This is a genomic window from Paenibacillus andongensis (genome assembly GCF_025369935.1).
Classification (GTDB): domain Bacteria; phylum Bacillota; class Bacilli; order Paenibacillales; family NBRC-103111; genus Paenibacillus_E; species Paenibacillus_E andongensis.
Map to the genome: position 1 here is coordinate 5891224 of NZ_CP104467.1, position 16778 is coordinate 5908001.

Annotated in this window: 14 protein-coding genes; 4 read left to right on the forward strand and 10 right to left on the reverse strand. The window is 45.9% G+C overall.

Features of this window, described 5'->3' with window-relative positions:
* Positions 1 to 32: 32 nt before the first annotated feature.
* Complete coding sequence (locus NYR53_RS26375; RefSeq protein WP_261302077.1) at positions 33 to 881, reverse strand: phytanoyl-CoA dioxygenase family protein; 849 nt, start codon at positions 879 to 881, stop codon at positions 33 to 35.
* 166 nt (positions 882 to 1047) lie between these two features.
* Between NYR53_RS26375 and NYR53_RS26380 the strand changes: the two genes are divergently transcribed.
* Positions 1048 to 1944 (forward strand): helix-turn-helix domain-containing protein, encoded by an 897-nt coding sequence (locus NYR53_RS26380; protein WP_261302078.1) that lies wholly within the window; start codon positions 1048 to 1050, stop codon positions 1942 to 1944.
* A 45-nt stretch (positions 1945 to 1989) separates the two neighbouring features.
* Here the strand turns inward: NYR53_RS26380 and NYR53_RS26385 are convergent, their stop codons facing one another.
* Positions 1990 to 3072: a Gfo/Idh/MocA family protein gene (locus NYR53_RS26385; RefSeq protein WP_261302079.1), complete on the reverse strand. Its 1083-nt coding sequence runs from the start codon at positions 3070 to 3072 to the stop codon at positions 1990 to 1992.
* Positions 3073 to 3220: 148 nt separating this feature from the next.
* Here NYR53_RS26385 and NYR53_RS26390 point away from each other — a divergent pair, with 148 nt between their 5' ends.
* Entirely contained in the window at positions 3221 to 4321 is a 1101-nt protein-coding gene (locus NYR53_RS26390; protein ID WP_261302080.1) for a MerR family transcriptional regulator, read from the forward strand.
* Between the two features lie 34 nt (positions 4322 to 4355).
* On the opposite strand, the gene NYR53_RS26395 is transcribed toward NYR53_RS26390, so the two are convergent.
* The 3 genes from NYR53_RS26395 to NYR53_RS26405 form a co-directional block, all read right to left on the reverse strand.
* Complete coding sequence (locus NYR53_RS26395; RefSeq protein ID WP_261302081.1) at positions 4356 to 5072, reverse strand: response regulator transcription factor; 717 nt, start codon at positions 5070 to 5072, stop codon at positions 4356 to 4358.
* Positions 5073 to 5168: 96 nt separating this feature from the next.
* Complete coding sequence (pnpS, locus tag NYR53_RS26400; protein WP_261302082.1) at positions 5169 to 6965, reverse strand: two-component system histidine kinase PnpS; 1797 nt, start codon at positions 6963 to 6965, stop codon at positions 5169 to 5171.
* 147 nt (positions 6966 to 7112) lie between these two features.
* Positions 7113 to 8663 carry a fumarate hydratase gene (locus tag NYR53_RS26405; protein ID WP_261302083.1) on the reverse strand — a complete coding sequence of 517 codons (1551 nt, stop codon included), beginning with the start codon at positions 8661 to 8663 and terminating at the stop codon, positions 7113 to 7115.
* Positions 8664 to 8779: 116 nt separating this feature from the next.
* Between NYR53_RS26405 and NYR53_RS26410 the strand changes: the two genes are divergently transcribed.
* Together NYR53_RS26410 and yfbR are read left to right on the forward strand one after the other, a co-directional pair.
* Complete coding sequence (locus NYR53_RS26410; protein ID WP_261302084.1) at positions 8780 to 9916, forward strand: polysaccharide deacetylase family protein; 1137 nt, start codon at positions 8780 to 8782, stop codon at positions 9914 to 9916.
* 28 nt (positions 9917 to 9944) lie between these two features.
* The gene (yfbR, locus tag NYR53_RS26415) at positions 9945 to 10529 is read left to right on the forward strand and encodes a 5'-deoxynucleotidase (protein WP_261302085.1); all 585 of its coding nucleotides are present in this window, start codon (positions 9945 to 9947) and stop codon (positions 10527 to 10529) included.
* A 60-nt stretch (positions 10530 to 10589) separates the two neighbouring features.
* Here yfbR and NYR53_RS26420 read toward each other — a convergent pair whose 3' ends face one another.
* The 5 genes from NYR53_RS26420 to citZ form a co-directional block, all read right to left on the reverse strand.
* The gene (locus NYR53_RS26420) at positions 10590 to 11024 is read right to left on the reverse strand and encodes a hypothetical protein (RefSeq protein ID WP_261302086.1); all 435 of its coding nucleotides are present in this window, start codon (positions 11022 to 11024) and stop codon (positions 10590 to 10592) included.
* A 224-nt stretch (positions 11025 to 11248) separates the two neighbouring features.
* Complete coding sequence (locus NYR53_RS26425) at positions 11249 to 12823, reverse strand: DNA-binding protein (RefSeq protein ID WP_261306528.1); 1575 nt, start codon at positions 12821 to 12823, stop codon at positions 11249 to 11251.
* A gap of 198 nt (positions 12824 to 13021) precedes the next feature.
* A complete protein-coding gene (mdh, locus tag NYR53_RS26430; RefSeq protein WP_261302087.1) occupies positions 13022 to 13963 on the reverse strand; it encodes a malate dehydrogenase in 942 nt (313 codons plus the stop codon).
* Between the two features lie 52 nt (positions 13964 to 14015).
* A complete protein-coding gene (gene icd / locus NYR53_RS26435) occupies positions 14016 to 15314 on the reverse strand; it encodes an NADP-dependent isocitrate dehydrogenase (protein WP_261302088.1) in 1299 nt (432 codons plus the stop codon).
* A gap of 347 nt (positions 15315 to 15661) precedes the next feature.
* Positions 15662 to 16774: a citrate synthase gene (gene citZ, locus NYR53_RS26440; protein ID WP_056834403.1), complete on the reverse strand. Its 1113-nt coding sequence runs from the start codon at positions 16772 to 16774 to the stop codon at positions 15662 to 15664.
* Between the last annotated feature and the right edge of the window lie 4 nt (positions 16775 to 16778).

The following is a 16778-nucleotide window of genomic DNA, read 5'->3' on the forward strand; positions in this document are numbered from 1 at the left end:
CTTTTCAAAATATGAGGGGGAGCGAGCTTTTTTTAATTTGCGCCACGACGGTAAACCAATGGATTTAACGCAGTTGCCGCCAAATCACCTGGTCGAATACCAGGAAACCATGCTTTCAAATCGTTCTCACGCGCTCTACTATCCGGCTCGGCTACTCGTGTTCCGTCGGCATAATAAATCACAGTCATCACTTTACGCATGGTGTCCGTTGGGTTTCCAGGCGCGCTGTGCAGCGTCCACCCGGAGTGGAATGTTGCATCGCCTGCCTCCATGGCGCCGTGAGACATCGTTTCGAAGCCTTTGCCCTCAATGTATCCGGCAAGCGTTCGGTGGGATTCGTCGGATATAACAATTTTATTAATATAGCCCATAAGATGGGACTCTGATGCAAATGTCATAGATCCCACCTCTTGAGAAATAGGAACTAACGGCATCCACATGGTAATCGTCTTATCTGTATCGAGCGGCCAATAGATTTGATCTTGATGCCATGGGGTATGACCTCCGTGAGGTTCTTTAAATAGAGCTTGATCATGATAAATCCGTACCCCGTCCACCCCCATTAAATCAGCCGCGATTTTGGCAAACCGTCTAGCTAATACGAATCGCCTTATCGCTTCACTTTTCTCCCACAGATTTGAGATTTGGATAAAGGCCTTACCATACGTATCTCGCTGCTCGAGCGGTTTGTCATGCTTATTCAACTCTTTCACCAAGTGACTAATAACAGGCTCATAGGAAGCGATTTCTGACTTGCTTGCTACCTGTTTAAGAGCAATATGTCCTTTTTTCTGATAGCTTACTTTCTGCTGCTCAGATAATTCATAGTTGTCTTCCATAGTGGGTAACTCATTGCTATGATTTGTTTCCGGAATGCTCATCTTCTGCTCACCTCTTTGTATAATTATAGCTTTATTATAGGAGGCTAATGGTTCAAGGTCTTTGTCAAACAAGGTTTTATTATTGTCAAAAACAACTGGATTGTATGTTCAAAGAAGGACTACAATAAGACATAAGAAAGAATTATGGTATTAGAAGGGATTCTGCATGCTCAACGAATTATTGAAAGAACATTCGATTGTTCCTTTTGTCAGACAAAGTGAGTTTGCTGTTCGTAAGCCATGGACATATCCAGAGCGGAGGTTGCTTGATTACCTACTCGTTTATATTCAAGAGGGTACCTGCTGTTTTTGGGTAGATCATAAAAAGTATATATTTCAAGCGGGTCAATTCTGCCTCGTACAACCGGGAAGCTTGCTAACACTCGAAGGGCTGACTACTACTGTTACGCCTTATATTCATTTTGATTTATGCTATAATTCCGAACGTGAACACAGCTTCCCTACTAGGCCCGGCCAGATAGATTTATCAGCCTATATAAACTTGATGCAGCCAACAATCAAAGATCTATATGGGATTCAAATGCCGGTGCATGTCCATCCCTCCAACCCATCTAAATTGAAAGAAACACTTTTTCAGGTTATTGAGTATGCCCAACAGCAGGACCCGCTCATACAGCTAAAAACCCAACATCTCGTTACGGAAATTATCATCACGCTACTAGAGACTTACTATCAGGCGACACAGACACCTGTACATTCGTTCAACTGGATCACTTCTTACTTTTCCAATCATCTAAGCGAACCTATATCATTAGAGGACATGGCGAATCGAGCCAACTTATCGGTTTCCAGATTCAGCTTTATGTTCAAACAGCGATACGGTATCTCACCTCACCAGTATTTAATCAACATGCGGGTTAATCACGCTAAGGAACTGCTTACAAACACAGATCTTAGTCTCGAATCTATAGCGCTCTATTGTGGTTTTGCTGATTTACACCATTTCTCCAAAATGTTCAAGAAAAGAACGGGCTCTACCCCTGGTGAACATCGGAAAGCTAGCAAAAGCATTTTAGCACAAAAAATCCCCAACCTCCGATAACTTATCGAAGAAGGGGATTCTTCATTTCCCAGGAAATAGTCGAAACTAGTCGAAATAAACGGCTTTCCCTGTTTTTGCTGATTCATATATAGCTTCTAAGATCTCGGATACGACACACGCTTGCTCAGGAGTTACAACCGGATCTGTATCATTCTCGATCGCTTGAATCCATAAGCGCATTTCTAAATCCGGCGCACTTTCTGTCTCGCCATCGTAGAAAGCAACGCCGCCAGCATTCAATTCAACTTCGGTCGTATATAAACGGCTGTGCTTCTCACCATTAATGCGAAGCCCGCCTTTCATATCAGCGCCGCCCTCAGTTCCGCTAAGTGTACATTTCGCTTCATCCACTTCAAGTGTATTCAGCGCCCAGCTTGATTCAAGAATAATGGTTGCTCCATTTTTCATTGTAATCATACCAAATGCGGAATCCTCAACTGTGAACTTGGAAGGATCCCAAGGACCCCAAGCATTAGCTGCATTTTCTCGTTGGGATAATTTATGATAAGAAGTTCCGAGTACGACCTTCGGCTCATAGTTGTTCATCATCCACATCGTTAAATCCAGCGCATGCGTACCGATATCGATCAGCGGGCCTCCGCCTTGCTTCTCTTCATCAAGGAAAACGCCCCAAGTAGGTACCGCGCGGCGACGAATCGCATGAGCCTTAGCGAAATAAATCTCACCAAGCTCGCCTTCCGAGCATAACTGGTGCAAATGTTGGCTATCGCCACGGAAGCGATTGTTGTAACCAACTGTCAGCTTTTTACCTGTGCGCTTAGCTGCTTCCACCATACGGCGTGCATCTGCGGCTGTTTTGGCCATCGGTTTCTCAGACATAACGTGCTTGCCTGCTTCTAATGCAGCAATCGTGATTTCCGCATGCGAATCATTTGGCGTACAGACATGAACGATGTCAATGGTGCTGTCTTTCAGAACCTCGCGGTAATCTTCATATACACGAGCCTCTTCTTTGCCGTACTTTGCAGCAGCTTCCTGCGCTTTTTCGGAAACGATGTCACAGAAAGCCACCATTTCTACATTCTTTAATTTGTTCAAACTTGGCATGTGCTTGCCATTGGCAATACCGCCACAACCAATAATTGCTATACGATACGTTTTAGACATAATGAACCTCCTTAGATATGTATAACCGATAGGCTTCTCACAATTGCTCATAGCTAGTACTATATAAGAGTATAACAAAAACCTACAAAAATAAAATTTCTGATCTGGCGAAAATTGTATGCAATTGTGCCATGATGGAGGAACATACATGCTTATTAACGAAATTTCCCGCAAACTTGGCATCACGGCCAGAGCTATTCGCTTCTATGAGCAGAAAGGTCTGTTAACGCCTGCAAAGCAGAAAGAGAATGGCTATCGAACCTATACGGAACAAGATGCATGGAGATTACAAACCATTATTTCTCTACGGGAAGTCGGAATGACACTGGAAGATATTCGTCAAACCTTAGCCCAAACCGATTTAAATCAACAAGAGGAAGTGCTTAGCGCCCTGCAGATGCAGCGTTCGATGCTGTTTCAACAGTGGACAGAAATGAAACAAATCATCGGAACAATGGATCAGATGATCCAAGCTGCTCAAGGAAGCAGCAAACTGCCGACTGAACTGCTTTACGAGCTAGCCCAGCAAAGCAAGGAGCTGCGTGACCTAAGGGGAAGCTGGCGCGATCATTGGGATTTCGATCGAAAGGCCCTACAGTTTGATGAGCTGCTGCAGACTGATTCCTCGTTTGTAGATATCACAGAAAACGGCTCGCTGAACGACAACGATATGAGCAGCCCTCCCATATATACAAGCTATGAGGCAGCTTTAGACAAAATCGCTCAACTTATCTCCCCTGCTTATGGCCTTAAGGGCCTTGATGTTGGAACTGGCACCGGCAACTTGGCAGGCAAGCTGCAGCAAATCGGTCTCACCATGTCCGCAATCGACCAATCCAAGCAAATGCTCAAGCTTTGTGCGGCCAAATATGCTGACATCGAACTCAAGCTCGGCAATGTACTAGCCATTCCGTTCATGGATGGCACATTTGAATATGTGGTCAGTTCGTTTGCTCTTCATCATCTGACAGAAGCGCAAAGGGAGCTCGCCTGGGGTGAAATGCTGAGGGTATTGAAGCCAGGCGGAGTCATGTGCATAGCCGATTATATGATGCAAGAGCGAAATGAAGCAGATGCATTTCTGGCCAATCTTATCTCGTCTAAGGCTACTAAGCTGCCAATGATGCATGAACAGGTCGATCTCTACATGACGCATACCCATATCACAGAGTGGCTGCTTTCTCATACAAGCCAAGTCAAATCAGAACCATTGGGGAACAGCATTTACGTTGTTTACGCACAAAAATGAGCCTGGGCCGCTGTTAACCAGCACCCAAGGCTCATTATTTTTTGACCATACTCGCTACAAGCTTATATCCAACGCCACGGATTGAATCGATTTGTACCGACTGTTGATTCATTTCCAGCTTCTTACGAAGCGAGCTCACATGAACATCTACCGTTCTCTGGCCGCCAATATAATCGAAGCCCCAAACAATATTCATAAGATCGTCTCTTGTTACGACAACGCCTGGGCGCTGCACGAGATAAAGCAGGACCTCAAACTCCTTTGGCCTTAACGGAATGGAATCCCCATTCAGAACGACTTCATATTTCTCCGGATAAATGAACAATTCACCCGCCTGAATCACTTTCTCATTGCTCTTAAGTTTGTCCGCTGCCACGTCCTCCGATTGCGTTCTTCGCAGAACGGCAGAGACACGGGCAAGCAATTCCGCTACCCCAAAGGGCTTCGTTATATAATCATCGGCACCGTGCTTAAGACCTTGCACCACTTCATCCTCGGCATTACGTGCCGTTAAAATAATAACAGGTGTGCTGTTTCCTTTCTGCCTTAGCTTCGCCAGTACCTCGAACCCATTCAGCCCAGGCAGCATAATATCGAGAATAATTAAGTCATAAGTCTGCTGCAACGCCTCTTGAAGCCCATCGCCACCATGATCGATAACCTTCGTATCGTACCCGTCCTGAGATAGGTTGTACGATAGCAATCGAGCTAAAGTTGGCTCGTCTTCAATAACTAGTATTTTTTGTGCCATGGGATCCCCCGCGTTTACAGTTTATTTACATTGCACAACCTCATTTTACCACAAGTTTGTAAAAACAATGTAAATGTTTCATCATCGCCATGTAAATTAGTGTATAACCGGCAATTCAATCGTGAACCTCGTTCCGACGCCAACCTCACTATCGACCCGAATCGTTCCTTTATGCAGCTCAACTAAATGCTTCACGATCGATAATCCTAATCCCGTTCCGCCTGAGCTTCTGGAGCGCGCTTTGTCTACACGATAGAATCTCTCGAAAATTCGAGGTAAATCCTTCTTAGGGATGCCCATTCCCGTATCCGAAACAATTAACCGCAGCCGTTCATAATCTCCGTCAGCATTCATATCAAGCGGCTCTACACGTACTTTAACCTTGCCGCCATCATGGGTGTAAGCAATACCATTGGAAAGCAGATTGATGATAATTTGTCGTAACCGATCTTCATCGGCCTCGATATAAATATCGTCATCGACCTGCATACTTAGTTCAATATGCTTCTTCTCCGCTTCTTTTCGTAACACACTTAACGATCTCTCTAGGAATTCAGGCAAGTAGATCGGCGAAAAATTCATTGGAATCCGCTTCGATTCAATTTTGGATAACTCCAGAATATCCCCAATCAACCGATTCAACCGCTCACTCTCATCAAAAATGATTTGTAAAAACGACACTGCCGTTTCTTTATCGTTAAGTGCACCAGCCAGCAGCGTTTCGGCAAAGCCTTTAACCGCGGCAATTGGCGTCTTTAATTCATGCGATACATTCGCGACGAATTCACTGCGCATCCGCTCAAGTCTGCGAACCGCCGTAATATCGTGAATAACGATAAGAACACCCGACCATTCCTCATCTTCATGGGCAATTGGACTCAAATGAATATCGAGAATTCGCTCTTCCGGATAATAGAAAACCATTTCATCGCGAATCGGATCTTGTGTCTCTATGCATTCTTGTATCAACTTTGTAAACTCATATTGCTGCTTGGCTTCATTATATTTCTTCCCTAGCAGCTCCTGTGAGGAGAAACCTAAAATGTATTCAGCAGAAGGATTTAAAAGCATAATCCGCTCTTCACGGTCAATCATCATAATTCCGCTCATCATATTTTCCATAACGCCTTGAAGCCTACGTTCATTTTCCTGAATGCGTGCCATTTGCTGCTGCAAACTTTCGGACATGCGATTAATCGCCTGCCCCAGCTGTCCAACCTCATCATTATTGTAAGCCGGAACGCGAGATTGGTAGTTCATATTCGTAATTTGCTGAGCTACTTTCGTCATCTTCTCAATGGGGTGAGTAATCCCTTTCGCAATCCGGTAACTAACGATACCTGCAATCAAGAACAAAAGGATCAATCCAGAAATCAGGAAATACCATAAGCTGCGGATCGACTTCCCTACCTGTTCCAAACTCATGGAAATTCGTAAAAACCCTGTTATCTCCTGCGCTTCATTCTTCACTGGAATAGCGGCATAGAGCATGTTTTCCTTCAACGTATCGCTGTAACGCGTAATGTAGCCGACTCCATTCGCTGCTGCCGATGCAATCTCAGGTCGATTCAAGTGATTGTCCATCTGTTCGGGTCTTTGATCGGAGTCCCCAAGTACTTTTCCATCCGCTCGAACAAACGTCACTCTCTCATTCGTTGCTTCTTTAAGGTGTTTGGCTTGTTCAGAATAGTAAAATATCAACTCCGCATCGGTACCTTTTCGGTTCCAATCACCAGTTGCCGTAATGACTTGGAGCTCGCGTTCCATATTCTCTTGTAAAGACTTTATGTGCGAATTCTCAAGCACCTTAGCCATGAAAATGCCCGCAATCATCATCGAACAACCAATCAATAAAATCAAAATAAAAGTTAGTTTGGCACGGAATTTGGTCATCTGCTACTAGCCTCCGATGGTTAGTCTGTCCCATTTTATGGGTAAAACACAAAAAGAAAAGGGCTACTCTACATAGTAACCCTTTCCTCCGTGCCTAATCCAGTATTTTTTTTGTAAAGATAAAGGTTAAGTGCACCGTTTAGAACATTATTTGAAAACAGGCTCTTTCAAAGCTGCCAACTTCTCAAGTGAATTCTTCTCTACATCAGCATGCAGGCTGTTACCGTGTGAATCCATCGTTACAATAGCAGCGAATCCTTCTGTTTCTAGGTGCCACATTGCTTCCGGAATTCCGAATTCCATGTAGTCAACGCCTTCAACCTTTTTGAAGCATTGTGCGTAGTATTGCGCAGCACCACCAATAGCGTTCAAATAGACGCCGCCGTGCTCTTTCAATGCAGCTAGCGTTTTCGGTCCCATTCCGCCTTTACCGATGACAGCACGAATCCCGAATTTCTTGATAATATCGCCTTGGTAAGGCTCCTCGCGAATGCTCGTCGTCGGTCCCGCCGCTTTAACGTGCCATTCGCCAGCTTCATCCTTACTCATCACCGGTCCGCAATGATAAATCGCAGCCCCATTCAGATCAACCGGTGCATCATGATCCATCAAATATTTATGCAGCGCATCGCGTCCTGTGTGCATTGTTCCGTTAATGACAACGACATCACCGACTTTGAGACTGCGGATTTGCTCTTCTGATATTGGCGTTGTCAATACGATCTCACGACGCTCTTCTTTTGGCGTATTCTTAGCTTCTTCGCTGCTAGCTTCGAAAGCCTCTTGGAAAGAAACCTCAGTCCCTCTTGGATAGGACCAGCCATTGATTTCGCCAGTTTCCGCATTCAAGACCACGCCTTGACGACGGAATGCCCAACAGTTGTAAGCAACGGAAACGAAGAAGCTTGCTGGCAATCGGTTCATTACGCCAACTTTACAGCCAAGCAGTGTCACTTGACCGCCGAAGCCCATTGTTCCAATGCCAAGCGTATTGGCATGCTCCATGACGTACTCTTCCACCTTGCGCAGCTCCGGATTTGGATTCACATCGTCAACATGACGGAATAATTGATGCTTAGCTAGCTCGTACCCGCTTGTACGGTCGCCTCCAATGCCTACACCGATGAAACCGGCACTGCATCCTTGACCTTGCGCTTGGTATACCGCATGCATCACACATTTGCGAATGCCATCAAGATCACGTCCCGCTTTACCTACACCTTCAAGATCAGCAGGCAAGCTGTATTGAATATTTTTGTTCTCACAGCCGCCGCCTTTTAGAATCAACTTCACTTCGATATCGTCACGTTCCCATTGTTCGAAATGAACAACCGGCGTACCAGGCCCAAGATTATCTCCGCTGTTGGCACCTGTAAGGGAGTCTACGGAGTTTGTGCGAAGCTTACTAGCTTTGGTTGCATTAGCAACCGCTTCTAAGATTTGCTTCTTCATGATAATTTGGTTTGCCCCAACCGGACAGTGTATAATAAACGTTGGCATACCTGTATCCTGACAAATTGGGGATACATTGCATTCCGCCATATGGATGTTATCCGCAATGCGAGATAGAGATAACGCAGAACGCGTGCCTTTGTCCTCATTTTCCTGAGCGGCTTGTACCGCACGGCGCACATCACCGGGAAGGTTTGTGGAAGTTTCGACAATCAAATCGTAGACGCTTTGATAAAAATGCTGCATGACTAGGTCTGGCTCCTCTCTCAAATACACACATAATAATAATTACAAACTATTATAACATACCTCCCATGAAGAGTTCGACGGTTCTTGTGAGGAAAACAAGGAGATTCGCTGACATGTACAAAAGAATCGCTATTACGATTCTAGTTAGCCTGATTGGGCTCACCCTTTTGCTTACGCCGCTGCAGGCTAAGCGCTCCGGGGATATTTACTACCAGGACCAAGTGGCCGTTCTTATGTATCATCATGTTCATGAGAAGGACACCAGCTCAAGCACCATTACAAGCTCACTTTTTCAAAATCAGCTTCAATCGCTACTTAGCAAAGGCTATCATTTCATTTCCTTAGAAGAGTTTAAACAATTCATGGAGGGCGCTACCGTTCCATCCAATGCCGTGCTTGTTACGTTTGATGATGGCTATCAAAGCTTCTATACAGCGGCCTATCCGATTTTGAAAAGCTTGCGAATTCCCGCTGTGAACTTCGTGATTACCAATGACTTAGCGAATCCGTTGGGTTCCTACATCCCTTCCATGTCGAAGGAGCAAATCAGTGAAATGACGCAAGCCACGAACTTCATCGATATTGGCTGCCATACCAACAATCTTCACCACAAGCTTCCAAGTAATGAAGCAGCATTGGTAGGAAGATTGGATGCGGAGAACGATGATGCTTATAATCAGCGTATTTACAAAGACACTCAAGCTTGCATCGGCAAGCTCGCAGGTTTAACGGATGCGCCGCTCGACACGATGGCGTACCCATTCGGCATCACGTCGCCGGCGGCGACAGAGCAGATTGCGAAGGCGGGCATCCGCTACGCCTTCACGATTTCGCCAGAGATGGCGACGCGAAGCGCCGATCGCCTGTTGATCCCGCGGATCAACGCGGGCAGCCCCGGCATCTCGCCGGAGCTGCTGCACCGCTCGATCCAGCGCCGGGTCTTGGCGCAGCCGGGCAGCGCCCCGCTGCGCGTGGACGCGGCAGCTGCCGCAGCGCAGCTCGGCGGCAGCGCTGTCGTGGAAGGCGGAGCGCTTCGCCTCCACCTGGGGCAAGAGGCATTCACCCTGCAGGTGAATGCGGCTAAGGCGACGCGCGGGAACGCGCGCGTCGCGCTGCGGCAGCCCGTGCTGCGCGAGCACGGGCTGGTCACGATCGCGCTGGATGATCTTGGCGCGCTGATCGGGCAACCGCTCGTCTACACCCCGGCCACCGGCAAGGTGGCTGTGAGGGTGGCGCCGAGCGTCAAATAACAGATTAGAACATAGAGGAGTTAACCCGATGAATCATCACTTTTTCGCTTATTTATATCGGCTTAAATATATTGATCGCTGGAGTCTTATGTGGAACATGCGTAGAGAAAATGTAGCTGAGCATTCCTTCTATGTCTCGACGATTGCCCATATGTTATGCACCATAGCCAATGAAGTATATGGACGCAACGTCCCAACAGATCGCGTGGTATCCATTGCATTGTTCCACGACGCTTCGGAAGTACTAACGGGGGATATTCCCCAACCTGTGAAACATAACAATGAGCAAATACTGCGGAACTTCCGTGAGATCGAAGATGTCGCAGTTGAACGCCTTATTCAAACGATTCCACCTGAAATCAGCGGGATCTACCGCAACTTAATTCAAGATCCTGACCCTGAGCTCTACCGCTGGGTGAAAGCCGCCGACTTGCTCGAAGCATATATCAAATGCTTAACCGAACTCTCCACTGGCAACCGTGAATTCGTCGTCGCGAAGCAGCAGGTTCTGGAAAGTTTACAGAAAATGAACATGCCTGAAGTTGATTATTTCCTCGAGCATATGAGTGCATCGTTTGAGAAAACATTGGATGAAATCACTTTAGATGAATAGACGTGATAAAAAAGAGCATGCCATCATCCATGATGAGCATGCTCTTTCGAGTTCCTACAATTACGACAGCAGCTGCGGATTTGTCATAATCAGTACAGCTACGATTACAGCGATGGCTGCGATCCAGCTGAATGTTTTAACTTTGGCAGCATCAGAAGCTGTGCTTTTACCTGATTTGCTATTTGCAATCAGCTTTTTGATTCTTCCACCGATCATCCCTGTGATTGCTCCTACAATCAAAAGGAGAACAATCGAAGAGATCATCCATAACACGGACGGCTTCGGATCAACTTGACTGATCATCGCGCCACCAGTAAGGAAGGTTACAATGAGTGAAAATTGACCGATGCGATTGATTTTAGCTATCACACCGACAAAACTCTCTTGAGCAGCTCCAGACAAAGTTGCAGCTCGTCCCACTAAGAATGGGAACATGACATACGCGCCAAGCAATAATGCACTAACGACATGTAAAAAAATCATAACTGGATACATTTGGACAACCTCCGCAATTTTATGTATTGGTTTTATTAAGTATAACCGAACTGGAACAGTCACGACAAGAAAGCGATCCCCATGAATCCAGCTAATTCACTATTTCTACACATAACTGTGTCCATTTATATGCAAAACAACCCCACGAGCTCATCATAATAATGAGCCCGCAGGGTTGTTTTTACTTCCAATTGATCAAACAGATTGCCTGTCAACTTAATGTTTTAAGGCAGTGGCTCAGCTGGAACGTTAGCGATCGTAACGGCCTCTGTAAATTTGTTTGTCGTGTTCTGTCTCAATCGCATATTAGCAGAACCGGAGATGCTAGGATTAATTTGAATACTCACAATCTTCTCCGCATGCCCGCTTGCATCAGCTGTTAATGAGAAGCTCGTGCTGTAACCATAGCTGGTAGGCCATGTGCCATTACTATTTTGAACCTTAGCAACCTGGGTACCTGAACCATTATAAATGCCAATATTATAGCCAGTTGTTGTTGAATTTGCAGTTAAGCCATTTAGAATAATCTTTACTTGAAAAACGGCCTGATTAGGCAATTGCGCTTGATGGACAAAAGCAAACGGATCAGTCGTATTCGTAGCAGTACTATATCCGTAAGATCCTACCTTAAAGGTGGAAGGATCCCACCACTTATAACCAGCTGCTGGCGCTGCCCAAGGCTCAGCCTGCGGCTCTGTTGTATTAGCCGGCTGTTCCCATGAGTAGAGCGCAGTTGCTGAATCCAATGTAAGTCCTGGCACTTGCGTTAAACTTGTATAACTTTCTTTGGTTGCCAACCAGTTCACCATATTTACTAAAAGAGTAGAATCATTCTGCTCTTGGAATCCCGCGTACGTCGTTTTCGTACCGCCTGTCTCTTCCCTCTTATACTTTGGCGTCGCATCTTCGACTGGTGAGGAATCGCCAATGAATCCGGCTTTGCCTGCACTCACTTTGGAAACTGCGACAAAAGGACCTTCTGCTACACTTCCGCCATTGTAAACCCCTTGATCCACAGCACTAGCCCATTTGGTGGTCGTCGCTGGCAGGTAAACAATACCTTTAGCTTTGTTCGGGTCTGTGACCGCTAAAGTCGAGCCTGCATGCATAGCGACCGTGGAGACCCCACTCGTAATGTTAAAAGCCTGCGATGGGCTCACGATATTATTCGCTGTAATATCACCTAAGGCATTATAGCGGAACTTCACACCGAAATTGTCCGACAACCAATCAGAGCTTGCAACACCCTGCATCGCTGCTGAAGCTGCTTCTTCTGTACTCATACCCGATGCTGGATTCGTCCACGCCCCGCGGCGGAAGCCATTGAACACTTCCGAGGCGTCCCAACGATTTTTATTACGATCTGCATTGTAGTGATCACCAATGAAGAAGATACTACCGCCGCCTTGCACATACTGCAGCATGGCGCTTTGCTCCGATGTCTTGTATGGAATGTTAGCCTCACCAATAACGAACACATCATACGCTGATAAATCGGAGAGTGTAATTGCCGTACTCTTACGCAATTCTTTTACATAATAGCCTGCATTTCCTAATGCGTTAGCGAAATCAGAGAATCCGCCGTCAATCACCCAATCAGCTGCACCAGCCGTTTGACCGTGCGTATTGTCAAACAGCACCTTTTTGCCATTCGCCGCTGTTGGCGTTATCGATGGCGCGGGGTCATTCGGACCTTCGGCAAAAGCTTGTGGAACAATGCCTAACAATGATACGGATAATGCTGCGGTTAAACAGAGTTTTCTCCATTTTCTTGTTCTTAGCAAGCTTTCCTTCAACATCAAATCCCACCATCCTATGGATTTTTTAACCAATTCTATTGGCCTATACACATCGTAGCATAGGCAATTAGCTGGGAATAGTAGTTTGAAATCAATTTACAAAATTAACAAAAAATTGTGCATCGCGACAATAGGATGGACAAAAAAAGAACCAACCACCTATTCGCATAGGTAGTTGATCCTTCTTCGTAAAACTTATTAACCTGTTACAACTTTGATTACGTTGCGTACAGAGGTAGCTGTTTTGTCCAAAGCTGTTTTCTCTTCCTCAGTCAGCTCGATGTCGAGAATTTTCTCGATACCGTTAGCACCAAGTACAGTTAGAACGCCCATGAACAAGTTATCATAGCCATATTCGCCTTCAAGCAGAGCGATGGTTGGAATGATACGTTTTTTATCTTTAAGGATTGCTTCTGTCATTTGCACAAGGGAAGCCGCTGGTGCGTAGTATGCACTACCATTACCTAGTAGGTTAACGATTTCGCCGCCGCCAGTACGTGTACGTTGAACGATCGCTTCAATACGGTCAGCTGGGATCAGCTTCTCGATTGGCACGCCGCCAGCGTATGTGTAACGAACAAGTGGAACCATGTCATCGCCGTGTCCGCCGATAACAACCCCTTTCACATCCTCAACGGATACGTTCAACTCTTGGGAGATAAACGTCAGATAACGAGCTGTATCAAGCACACCGGATTGACCGATTACGCGGTTTTTTGGGAACCCAAGGGCTTGGTATGCTACGTAAGTCATTGCGTCAACAGGGTTACTTAAGATGATAACGATGGAATCAGGAGCTACTTCTCTCACGTTCTCACAGACGGATTTCACGATGCCTGCATTCGTGTTTACCAAATCGTCGCGGCTCATACCTGGTTTACGAGCGATACCTGCTGTAATGATAACGATATCGGAACCAGCAGCATCCGCATAGTTCGATGTACCTGTGATTTGAGCGTCATAACCTTGAACCGGACCTGCTTCGAGCATGTCGAGCGCTTTCCCTTTTGTAGGGTTTTCCAGTTGTGGGATGTCGAGAAGAACAACGTCACCAAGTTCTTTTTGAGCTAACATAAGAGCTGTTGTAGCCCCTGTGAAACCTGCCCCGACAACGGTAATTTTATTACGACGAATTGCCATTTGAGATGTACCTCCTAATAGTTTTTAGTAGATCAACATTTTCTCAAAAGAATTAAGCCATGTTTTTGATGATTTCGTTCGCGAACTCGGAACATTTGATTTCTTTCGCGCCTTCCATCAAACGAGCAAAGTCATAAGTTACGGTTTTGTTGTTGATGGAAGTTTCCAAGCCTTTGTAGATCAGCTGAGCCGCTTCCAACCATCCAAGGTGCTCAAGCAACATAACGCCGGATAGGATTACAGAACCTGGGTTAACTACGTCAAGACCAGCATATTTAGGAGCTGTACCATGTGTAGCTTCGAAGATCGCGTGACCCGTAATGTAGTTGATGTTTGCTCCAGGAGCGATACCGATACCGCCAACTTGTGCAGCAAGTGCATCAGACAGGTAGTCACCGTTCAAGTTCAATGTTGCGATTACGTCGAAATCCGTTGGACGTGTCAATACTTGTTGCAAAGCGATATCAGCAATTGCATCTTTTACGATGATTTTGCCAGCTGCTTCAGCGTCTTTTTGAGCTTTGTTGGCTGCTTCAGCGCCTTCTGCTTCTTTGATACGATCATATTGTGCCCATGTAAATGTTTTGTCCGCATATTCACGCTCAGCAAGCTCATAACCCCAGTTTTTGAACGCGCCTTCTGTGAACTTCATGATGTTACCTTTGTGTACCAAAGTTAGTGTCTTACGGCCATGTTTGATCGCGTACTCGATAGCAGCGCGGACCAAACGCTCCGTACCTTCGGAAGATACTGGCTTAACGCCGATTCCTGAAGTTTCTGGGAAGCGAATTTTGTTAACGCCCATTTCGTCTTGAAGGAATTTAATCACTTTCTTAACTTTGTCGGAACCAGCTTCCCACTCAATACCAGCATAGATATCTTCTGTATTTTCACGGAAAATAACCATGTCAACCAGCTCAGGACGTTTAACCGGTGAAGGAACGCCATTGAAGTAACGAACTGGACGGGAACATACGTAAAGATCTAATTCTTGACGAAGTGCAACGTTCAGCGAACGAATACCGCCGCCGATTGGCGTTGTAAGAGGTCCTTTGATGGACACGATGTATTCGCGCATAGCTGTTAATGTATCGTTAGGCAGCCAGTTGTTGTATTTGTTAAAAGCTTTCTCGCCGGCAAAAACTTCGTACCAAGCGATTTTTTTCTCGCCTTTGTATGCTTTCTCAACTGCAGCATCCAGAACGCGTACGGAAGCAGCCCAGATATCAGGGCCTGTACCGTCACCTTCGATGTAAGGGATGATTGGGTTGTTAGGTACTTGCAGAACACCATTCTCGATTGTGATTTTTTGACCTTCTTTTGGTAGTTCGTAGGATTCGAATTGTGGCATGATATAGTTCCTCCTAAAATTTATATAGATTAGTTTATCGAAAAAGTTTCTGTGGCGCATTACGTTGCGTGCTTTTGGCAATGCCTTCCGACCGCTGTTATCACCCTGTCCAATTTGAATTAATTTTATGGAATGGACACGGTTCTAAAGGCGGGCACTACGTTTCTCCAGGCACTGCCAAGCACTCCACTTAGCTACATAACTGCTGCGAGAAACCTCCTAAGAAATTTAACTCGTCACCGTAGTAGTGAGGGTAGACACACAAAAAGTGACGGGAGTCGCGGTACTCCCCCGGGGTAAGCCGAGGACGGGTACCGAACTTCCCGCACATGGAGTTAAAGTGACAATTAGCGTGCGCTAATTGGAATGTATTTTTGGTTAACTGGACCCGTGTACTCAGCGCGAGGGCGGATCAGACGGTTGTTTTCGTACTGCTCCAAGATGTGGGCAGCCCAACCGGATGTACGGCTGATCGCGAAGATCGGCGTGAACAGGTCGCGTGGGATTTCCAACGTTGTATAAACGGAAGCGGAGTAGAAATCAACGTTTGGTTTCAAACCTTTGAGGCTGGTAACCAATTCGTCTGCTTTAATGGACATTTCGTACCATTTCAGATTGCCTGTTAATTTACCAAGCTCGTAGGACATTTTTTGCAAGTGCTTCGCACGTGGATCTCCGTTTTTGTAAACACGGTGTCCAAAGCCCATGATTTTGTCTTTACGCTCTAATTTATCGTTGATGTAAGGAACTACGTTCTCAACTGTACCGATTTCTTCGAGCATCGCCATAACAGCTTCGTTCGCACCACCGTGAAGAGGTCCTTTGAGCGTGCCGATCGCTGAAGTAATACCGGAGTAGATGTCTGTCAAAGTTGCAACAGTAACGCGTGCAGCGAATGTAGAAGCATTTAGCTCATGGTCAGCGTGTAAAACTAGTGCTTTGTCCAAAGCTTCAATCGCGATTTTATCCGGTTCGTTACCTGTTAGTTGGTACAAGAAGTTAGCAGCAACAGAAGCATATCCTGGGGAAGCTAAAGGTTCTTTACCTTCACGGATACGAGCGAAAGCTGCGATGATGCCTGGAATTTGTGCTTGCAGCTTGATCGCTTTACGCACATTGGATTCAGGGCTCAAATCGTTCGCTTCTTCATCATACAGAGCAAGAGCCGATACTGCCGTACGAAGCGCAGCCATGGAATTAACATCTTTCGGGAATGCTTTAATCTGGTTGATAACCGCATCAGGCACCTTGCTGTAAGCGTTCAGGTCGCTTTGCAGTTTCTCAAGCTCAGTTTGCGTCGGTAATTTACCGAACCATAGCAAATAAATAACTTCTTCAAATGTCGCATTTTCTGCGAGGTCATCAATATCAATCCCGCGATACGTTAGCACACCATCTACAATGGAGCTGATCGACGAGGTCGTGGCTACAATTCCTTCTAAACCTTTGGTTGCAGACATGGGA